The organism is Bradyrhizobium guangdongense, assembly GCF_006483445.1.
In the GTDB taxonomy this organism is placed as follows: Bacteria; Pseudomonadota; Alphaproteobacteria; order Rhizobiales; family Xanthobacteraceae; genus Bradyrhizobium; species Bradyrhizobium guangdongense_A.
Genome location: NZ_PPPT01000058.1, coordinates 1 through 8,363 on the forward strand (window position 1 = coordinate 1; position 8,363 = coordinate 8,363).

General features: G+C 65.7%; 7 protein-coding genes and 1 pseudogene. 5 read left to right on the plus strand and 3 right to left on the minus strand.

The genetic code is table 11. The annotated features are described in order from the left end of the window. Positions 1 to 24: 24 nt before the first annotated feature. Positions 25 to 684: a DedA family protein gene (locus tag C2U70_RS08675; RefSeq protein ID WP_140977588.1), complete on the minus strand. Its 660-nt coding sequence runs from the start codon at positions 682 to 684 to the stop codon at positions 25 to 27. A gap of 298 nt (positions 685 to 982) precedes the next feature. On the opposite strand from C2U70_RS08675, the gene cobS reads away from it, so the two are divergent. The 5 genes from cobS to C2U70_RS08700 all read left to right on the plus strand — a co-directional run bounded on the left by cobS (position 983) and on the right by C2U70_RS08700 (position 7,156). Beyond that, positions 983 to 1,981: a cobaltochelatase subunit CobS gene (gene cobS / locus C2U70_RS08680; protein WP_140977589.1), complete on the plus strand. Its 999-nt coding sequence runs from the start codon at positions 983 to 985 to the stop codon at positions 1,979 to 1,981. 28 nt (positions 1,982 to 2,009) lie between these two features. Then, a complete protein-coding gene (cobT, locus tag C2U70_RS08685; RefSeq protein WP_140977590.1) occupies positions 2,010 to 3,917 on the plus strand; it encodes a cobaltochelatase subunit CobT in 1,908 nt (635 codons plus the stop codon). Then, entirely contained in the window at positions 3,914 to 5,017 is a 1,104-nt protein-coding gene (locus C2U70_RS08690) for an esterase-like activity of phytase family protein (protein WP_246666704.1), read from the plus strand. The genes cobT and C2U70_RS08690 overlap by 4 nt, the downstream gene beginning before the upstream one ends. Before the next feature lie 319 nt (positions 5,018 to 5,336). Then, on the plus strand, positions 5,337 to 6,449 hold the full coding sequence (locus C2U70_RS08695) for an NADH:flavin oxidoreductase/NADH oxidase (protein ID WP_140977591.1): 1,113 nt from the start codon (positions 5,337 to 5,339) through the stop codon (positions 6,447 to 6,449). 293 nt (positions 6,450 to 6,742) lie between these two features. After that, on the plus strand, positions 6,743 to 7,156 hold the full coding sequence (locus C2U70_RS08700; protein WP_140977592.1) for a hypothetical protein: 414 nt from the start codon (positions 6,743 to 6,745) through the stop codon (positions 7,154 to 7,156). A gap of 224 nt (positions 7,157 to 7,380) precedes the next feature. Here the strand turns inward: C2U70_RS08700 and C2U70_RS08705 are convergent, their stop codons facing one another. Further along, the gene (locus C2U70_RS08705) at positions 7,381 to 7,626 is read right to left on the minus strand and encodes a PilZ domain-containing protein (protein ID WP_140977593.1); all 246 of its coding nucleotides are present in this window, start codon (positions 7,624 to 7,626) and stop codon (positions 7,381 to 7,383) included. A gap of 274 nt (positions 7,627 to 7,900) precedes the next feature. Next, positions 7,901 to 8,363, minus strand: a pseudogene (locus C2U70_RS08710) (DUF2235 domain-containing protein); the annotation flags it as partial.

An 8,363-nucleotide genomic window follows, 5' to 3' on the forward strand; every position in this document is an offset into this window, starting at 1 on the left:
TTTCGCCAGGACGACGATTGGAGGCTAAGCCAGCGTCTTCGCCGCGGCCTTCCCACTGCCGTGCCGTCGCCGGATGGTCCAGATCGCCAGTCCCAAAATGATCGCACCGCCGGCCACCGCGTACATCCACAGATGCTTTCCGACGTGCTCATGGTGCGGCATCCCCGCATATTCGTGCAGCGCCGACACCGCGAGCACGCCCGGCAGCACATGCGCGGGCGCCCAGACCAGGATCGCGGGAATGTTGATCGCGTAGAAGCGCGAAGGTCTCATGCCGAGCGCGCCGGCGGTGACAGGCACGAAGGCGCGGATCGGTGGCACGAAGCGGGCGAAGAACACGGCCCAGGTGCCAAAACGCTGGAAGAACGTCTCGCTCTCCTCGACCACGCGCGGATAATTGGTCAGCGGCCAGGTGTTGAGGATCTCGCGCTGCTGGCGGTGCCCGACCCAATAGGCCGAGCCGTCACCGAGCACAGCGCCGCATGCTGCCGCCAGCAACACCCATTGCAGCTTCAGTTCACCGCCGGGAATCAGCGCGCTCAGTGCCAGGATGATGGTCGAGCCCGGAACGACCGAGCCGACCACGGGGACGGCCTCCAGCAGTGCGGCCAGGAAGAGGGTCACATAAGCCAGCCAGGCATGGGCCGAGACGAACGCGATGAAGGGATCGAGGAATGACGTCACGTTGTCTCTGTGTTGGGCTGGGGGTGGCCGGGTACGGACCTTACATAAGTCGGCCGAGGGGGCAAAAGTGCCCGAACCGGCGGCAGCGCACCCCGCGAGACACAAAATTCGCGCGTGATTCGCAGGGCAGCCTTCCCAAAATCGCGTTCCTTGCCTATCTCAATGATAAGACAATGGAACTTTGATTTGCGGGCGGGCTTCTGCCCGTCCATGGTCTCTGATACGTTCGCTCCAGCACCCAGCCGCAGCCAACGTGCGAATAACCGGTTTCGGGACCGCCCGGGACCTCGGAGGATGAATGACGACCGCCGCTCTGTCCAAAGTTGAGGAAGTTTCCGGATTGCCCGACATGAAGGTGTCGGTGCGCCAGGTCTTCGGGATCGACAGCGACCTCGAAGTGCCGGCCTATTCCGAAGTCGATCCTCACGTGCCCGAAGTCGATGCCGATTACCGCTTCGACCGCGCCACCACGCTCGCCATTCTCGCAGGCTTCGCCAAGAACCGCCGCGTCATGGTCACCGGCTATCACGGCACCGGCAAATCCACCCATATCGAGCAGGTCGCCGCACGGCTGAACTGGCCCTGCGTGCGCGTCAACCTCGACAGCCACATCAGCCGTATCGACCTCGTCGGCAAGGACTCGATCGTGGTCCGTGACGGCAAGCAGGTCACCGAATTCCGCGACGGCATTCTGCCCTGGGCGCTGCAGCACAACGTCGCGCTGGTGTTCGACGAATACGACGCCGGCCGGCCCGACGTGATGTTCGTGATCCAGCGCGTGCTGGAAGTCTCCGGCCGCCTGACGCTCTTGGACCAGAACAAGGTGATCAAGCCGCATCCGGCGTTCCGCCTGTTCTCGACCGCCAACACGGTCGGCCTCGGCGACACCTCGGGCCTCTATCACGGCACCCAGCAGATCAACCAGGGCCAGATGGACCGCTGGTCGATCGTCACCACGCTCAACTATCTCGGCCATGACGAGGAAGTGGAGATCGTGCTGGCGAAGGCCAAGCACTATCGCACCCAGGAAGGTCGCGACATCGTCAACAAGATGGTGCGCCTGGCGGACCTGACCCGTAACGCGTTCGCCAACGGCGATTTGTCGACGGTGATGAGCCCGCGTACGGTGATCACCTGGGCGGAGAACGCCGATATCTTCGGCGACATCGGTTTCTCCTTCCGCGTCACCTTCCTCAACAAGTGCGACGAACTCGAGCGTCCTCTGGTCGCCGAGTTCTATCAGCGCTGCTTCAACGCGGAGCTGCCGGAATCGGCCGTCAACGTCGCGCTGAGCTGATCTCTCTCGGTGTGTCAGATAGGGTGAGATGACCACCTCCAACAGCAAATTCCGCGGCGGCAACAAGGAAGCGCCGACCGAACCGTTCAAGCGGGCGGTCACCTCCTGCCTGAAGGCGATCGCCAAGGCGCCCGAGCTCGACGTCTCCTTCGCCGCCGAGCGTCCGGGCCTTGCGCCCGGCAAGGCGCGGCTGCCCGAGCCCGCGCGGAAAATGACCAGGCGCGACGCCGCGATCGTGCGCGGCCACGCCGATTCCATTGCGCTGAAGCTCGCCTGTCACGATCCAAAAGTGCATCGCAAGCTGATGCCGGGCAATCCGCAGGCGCGCGGCGTGTTCGAGGCGGTCGAGCAGGCGCGCGTGGAAGCAATCGGCGCCCGCCGCATGGCCGGCGTTGCCAAGAACCTCACCGCGATGCTCGACGATCACTTTCATCGCGGCAAGTTCGACGAGATCACCGACCGCGCCGACGCGCCGCTGTCGGATGCGCTGGCGATGCTGGTGCGCGAGCGCCTCACCGGCATGGCGCCGCCGGCGGCGGCGAGGAAGATGGTCGACCTCTGGCGTCCCATTCTCGAGGACAAGATCGGCGCGCGGCTCGATCGGCTCGATCGCCTGGTCGAGGACCAGGGCAAGTTCGGCGATGCCGTGCATGACCTGTTGACGGCGCTCGACATCGGCGACGAGCGCAACGCCGATTCCGACGACGACGAGGATCAGGACGAGAACAGCGACGGCGAGAACGATCAGTCCGGCGCCGAGGGCTCGCCGGATTCCGACGCAGCACAGGAGATGAGCGCCGACCAGGCGCAGGCGACCTCGGAGGAGATGAGCGACAGCGCGATGGAAAGCGCGCAGGCCTCGACCTCCGACACCTTCGACGACGGCGAGCTCGGCGACGACGAGACCCCGGGCGAGGCGACGCGGCCGAATTCCCGCGGCGCCAACGAGCCGCGCGGCCCCGAATACCACGCCTTCGCGCCAAAGTTCGACGAAGTGATCGCGGCCGAAGACCTCTGCGACCATGACGAGCTGGAGCGCCTGCGCTCCTACCTCGACAAGCAGCTCGCGCATCTGCAGGGCATCGTCGCCCGCCTCGCCAACCGCCTGCAGCGCCGCCTGATGGCGCAGCAGAACCGCGCCTGGGAGTTCGACCTCGAAGAGGGCATTCTGGACCCCGCGCGCCTGTCGCGCGTCGTCACCGATCCCTATCATCCGCTGTCCTTCATGCACGAGAAGGAGGCGACGTTCCGCGACACCGTGGTGACGCTGCTCTTGGACAATTCCGGCTCGATGCGGGGACGCCCGATCACCGTGGCTGCGACCTGCGCCGACATTCTCGCGCGCACGCTGGAGCGTTGCGGCGTCAAGGTCGAGATTTTGGGCTTCACCACGCGCGCCTGGAAGGGCGGGCAATCGCGCGAGGCGTGGTTGGCCGCCGGCAAGCCGGCCAATCCCGGCCGTCTCAACGATCTCCGCCACATCATCTACAAATCCGCCGACGCCCCCTGGCGCCGTGCGCGAAAAAATCTCGGCCTGATGATGCGCGAGGGGCTCCTGAAGGAGAACATCGACGGCGAGGCGCTGGACTGGGCGCACAAGCGCCTGCTCGGTCGCCCCGAGCAGCGCAAGATCCTGATGATGATCTCGGACGGCGCGCCGGTCGACGATTCCACGCTGTCGGTCAACGCCGGCAATTATCTCGAGCGGCACCTGCGCTTCATTATCGAGGAGATCGAGACGCGCTCGCCGGTCGAGCTGATCGCGATCGGCATCGGCCATGACGTCACGCGCTACTATCGCCGCGCGGTGACGATCGTGGACGCCGAGGAACTCGGCGGCGCCATCACCGAAAAGCTCGCAGAACTCTTCAGCGAGACGGCGGCCGCGCCGCAGCCGACGACGCAAAACCGCCCGCGCCGCAAACTGCATTCGTGAGCGCAAACGCTTCCCGCCGCGACGTGCTCAGCCAGATCTTAGGTCAAGGCTTGGCGGCGGGACTTTCCATACTCGCATTACCAAGCCTCGCGCGGGCGCAATCGCCCGCCCCGCCGCCGCGTGGCGCGGTGCCGCCGGCCGAGCACTCCGTCACCGAACGCACGCCGATCGAGGTCAACGCGCGCAGCATCGCATCGTTCGAGCCGCGCGAGCGCAGCCGCGTGCGGTTCGGTTCGCTGGAGTTTCGCAGCGGGCTGGTGCTGACTTCGCCCTATCGCGGTTTTGGCGGCCTCTCCGGCTTCCGCTTTCTCGACACCCAAGGGGAGCGCAAAGGCGAGCGCTTCGTCGCCATCTCCGACCAGGGCGGCTGGTTCACCGGCCGCATCCGCTACGACGGACGTGCCATGGTAGGCCTCGCCGACGTCGAGGCGGCGCCGATGCTCAATGCGGACGGACGTCCGGTCACCGAGAAGCGTTACTGGTACGACACCGAATCCCTCGCGCTCGACGGCACCAATGCCTATGTCGGGCTCGAGCGCGTCAACCAGCTCATGCGCTTCGACATCGCCAAAGGCTTTGCCAGCGCCCGTGGCCAGGTGCTGCCGCTTCCGTCCGCCGCGAAAAAGCTGCCCTACAACAAGGGCCTCGAAGCGCTCGTCGCGGTGCCGAAGGGACAGCCGCTCGCCGGCACCTTGATCGCGCTGTCCGAGCGCGGGCTCGATCAAAGCGGCAATCTCATCGCCTTCCTGGTCGGCGGGCTCACGCCAGGCCAGTTCAGCATTCGCCGCACCGAGAACTTTGACATCAGCGACGCCGTGCTGCTGCCCTCCGGCGAGCTGTTGATCCTCGAGCGAAAATTCTCCTGGTTCACCGGCGTCAACATCCGCATACGCGCGATCCCGCTGAAACAGATCGCGCCCAACGCGCTGGTCGACGGCCCAACACTGTTCGAAGCCGATCTCGGCCACGAGATCGACAACATGGAAGGCATCGACGCGCACGTGACGCCCGACGGCGAGACCGTGCTGACGCTGGTGTCCGACGACAATTTTTCGATGCTCCAGCGCACCCTGCTGCTGCAGTTCACGCTGGTGGAGTGATGCTGTCGTCCCGGGGCGTGCCAGCGGTCCGCGCGAAGCGCGAGCCGATGGCGCGAGCCCGGGACCCATAGCCACAGGGAGAAGTTGTGCGAAGACTCGGAGTTGGCAGCTTCGCGCCACGACTCCTCCCTGTGGCTATGGGTCCCGGATCTGCGCTTACGCTTGTCCGGCACGACGGCCGTGTGTGAGGCGCCAGCGTGCGTCAATTCGACTGCAATGCGCGCCATCACTACCGGCCATTCCCGCACACCGCTAGCATTCCCCCCGCCGCCCACTACACTCCCCGCCAACATCACTCCCTCCAGTCCGGAACTCCCCCATGAGCGCCCTGTTTGCCCCGATCGAGCTGCGCGGATTGAAGTTGAAGAACCGCATCATGGTGTCGCCGATGTGCCAGTATTCGGCCGAGGACGGCGTCGCCAATGACTGGCATTTTACCCACATCAACAATCTTGCGCTGTCGGGCGCGTCGATATTCTGCATCGAGGCGACGCATGTCGAGGCGATCGGCCGCATCACGCCGGGCTGCCTCGGGCTCTACAGCGATGCCTGCGAAGCAGCACTCGTGCCGATCCTCGCCTCGGTGCGCAAGCATTCGACCGCGGCGGTGGCGATGCAGATCGCGCATGCCGGCCGCAAAGCCTCCAGCGCAAAACCCTGGGATGGCGGGCAGCTCATCCCCGCGGACAAGGGCGGCTGGCGCCCGGTGGCGCCGAGCGCGGTGCCGCACAAGGAGGAGGAAGCCGCCCCGATCGCGCTCGATGCCGCGGGCCTGAAGCGCATCCGCGACGCCTTCGTCGACAGCACCAGGCGCGCCGCGCGGCTCGGCATCGACGCCATCGAGCTGCACGGCGCGCACGGCTATCTCATGCATCAATTCCTGTCGCCGATCTCCAATCACCGCACCGACGAATATGGCGGCAGCTTGCAAAACCGCATGCGCTATCCGCTCGAAATCTTTGACGCGGTGCGCGCGGCGTTCCCGCATGACAAGCCGGTCGGTATCCGTGTGTCGTCCACCGACTGGATCGAAGGCGGCTGGGATCTCGCGCAGACCATCGCATTCTGCAAGGAGCTGAAGAAACGCGGTGTCGACTGGATCGATGCCTCCTCCGGCGGCGTGTCGCCGAAGCAAAAAATTCCGCTCGGCCCCGGCTACCAGGTGCAGTTCGCGGAAGCCATCAGGCGCGAGGTCGGCGTCACCACTTTTGCCGTCGGCCTCATCACCGAGCCGAAGCACGCCGAAGAGATCGTCTCGACCGGCAAGGCCGACATGGTCGCGCTCGCCCGCGGCATGCTCTACGACCCCCGCTGGGGCTGGCACGCCGCCGCCGAGCTCGGCGGCACGGTCGACGCCCCCCCGCAATACTGGCGCTCGCAGCCCTCGACGCAAAAGGCGCTGTTCGGGCAGACGACGTTCGGGGCGCGGTAGGCTTTCTTCGCCTCGCCCCGCTTGCGGGGAGAGCATAGGCCGCCTGCGGCGGCCGTGCTTAAGAACGCCGAAGCGAAGCTTCGGCTACGTTGCATCGCAGATGCGAAGCGGGTGAGGGGGACTCTCCGCGAGTCCAACTGTCACCGCCCTCGCGGAGACTCCCCCTCACCCCAACCCTCTCCCCGCAAGCGGGGCGAGGGAGTCAGACCACCTCCCCCCTCCGTGAATCCCCTTATCTTCCGCCCCCGCGCAAAAAGGCCTAACCTCAGCTCGTCAAACGCCGGAGGCTTGCCATGCAGTTTCGCGTCAGGAAGGCGGCCCATGTTCTGGAGCGCTGCGGGCTGGCGCTCGCGGGTGCTTCGTGCGGCCTGTTCGTGGGCGCCTATGTCGGCTCGGCAATTCCCGTGCTCACCACGCAGGGGTTTTTGCTGCTGATGATGCTGCTCGGCGCGGTCGGCTTCTATCTCGGCATCGACGCGCCGCAACTGCATCTCGATCCCAAGAACCCCGAGGTCGATACCGCCGAGTTTCTCAGCGCCGCCGGCACCTTCTGCGCCACGCTCACGGCGTTTGCCTCCGTCGCCGTCATCGTGCTGCGCCTCGAGCCGCACGCGGTGTGGACCTGGCTGGTGCTGCTCGGCTGGGTCGCCGGCGTCGCGATGCAGATCACCGCCGGCGCGACGGCGCGGTGGCGGCGGAGATCGTAGCGACGGCGCGCCGACAAATTCCGCTCGTCGTCCCGGACCAGCGCCGTGCTACTGGACGGCGCTTCGCGCCGCCAGGGGCGGGCCGATCCGGGACCCATACCGCGTGATCTATCGTTGGTGCGCGGTGCGCGTACCGGGCTTGTAGCCCGCATGCAGCTCCGCGGAATGCGGGTTTGTGCGACCCCGGATTTCGCTATCGCTGCATCCGGGCTACGGGACGCCCCTCAAAACACCACCCCGATCTTCGACCCGCGCTTCCACGCGATGCGGCAGCGCTTCTTCGTATTCACATGCAGCAGCTCGAATCGTTCGGGCAGCGCGACCTGGCCGCCGAGATCGACACAGGCGCCGCCCGGCGAATAATCGACCAGCGTGCAGTTGATCGCGGGCGTCTTCGCATCCGTAATGATCTTGGCCTGGCGCGACACCAGTCCCGCGGGCTTCACCCGGGCAAATCTGCGCTGAAACATGTCGCGTCTCCTCCGCTTCGTCAGGCACGTTCGGGAAATAATGGAATGGAGGTCATTCCATCGGGACTAACCCCGGCAGCAGCATTTTAGGGATTGTTTGCAGCGATTCAGGTTGCATTAACCGTGCTTTCGCAGAGCGCTTTCTGTTCCCGTCATCCTGAGGTGCGAGGCCTGCGGTGCAAGGCACCGCAGGAGGAGCCTCGAAGGATGAACGGCCGAGATGCTGCCACAGCCGGGCCGTCACCCTTCGAGGGCCGCTGAAGAAGCGGCCACCTCAGGGTGACGGTAAACCCTCCGCCCCATGCGGCCCCACCGGCATCGCCACCGTCTCATACCTCACCGGCAAGTTCACCGGCCAATACTCCGCCACCTCTTCCATCCGCTTCACCACGCTCTCATGCACAAGCGCGCCCTCGGGGATCAATCGCGGCTCGGCGTCCGGAATATAGAACCCGAAATGCACCTCCCGCGCCGGCCACTCCTTGTACTTTGCGCGCTTCGGCACGAACTCCAGCAGCCACCACGCCCCCGTCAGCGATTTGTGCAGCATGCCCTTTACGTCGGGCGCGACATATCGGAACGGCGAGTTCTTGCGCGCCTTGCCCCAGGCGAGCTGGTTCACCGTGCGCGGGTTGAAGTTGAGCCCGGCCTTGGCGGCCTCGTCGATCATCCACAGCAGCGGATATTTCGACAGCCCCGATTCCGTCTCCGCATAGCCGCCGCCGATATCGGCATGC